The organism is Metalysinibacillus jejuensis (genome assembly GCF_003057615.1).
Classification (GTDB): Bacteria; Bacillota; Bacilli; order Bacillales_A; family Planococcaceae; genus Metalysinibacillus; species Metalysinibacillus jejuensis.
The window spans coordinates 1-248 of the sequence record NZ_QAFW01000222.1 but is presented as its reverse complement, the minus strand read 5'-3'; the positions used below and the strand labels follow the sequence as shown (position 1 = coordinate 248).

At 39.5% G+C, this 248-nt stretch carries 1 protein-coding gene; it reads right to left on the bottom strand.

Annotated elements, in window-relative coordinates:
* The coding region (locus DDE80_RS14970; RefSeq protein WP_153060965.1) for a transposase at nt 1-248 on the bottom strand (248 nt) is incomplete at both ends.

Below are 248 nucleotides of genomic sequence, written 5' to 3'. Positions count from 1 at the left end.
GCTTGAGACATTCCTTTCATGTCCAAGTCCTCGATGATAACAGCGTCATAGGTTGTTGCTAATTCTTTTGATTGATGGTGTAGAAAGTTCTTACGTTGATTGGCTGTCTTTTCTTGTAGTTCAGCCACTTTCAAACGTTGTTTTTCCCAACGTGCAGAACCTTTCTTTCTACGAGATAGGATGCGTTGTTCTTTTGCTAATTTGTCTAATGATTGTCGATAAAAACGTGGGTAATTGGCTTTCTCACC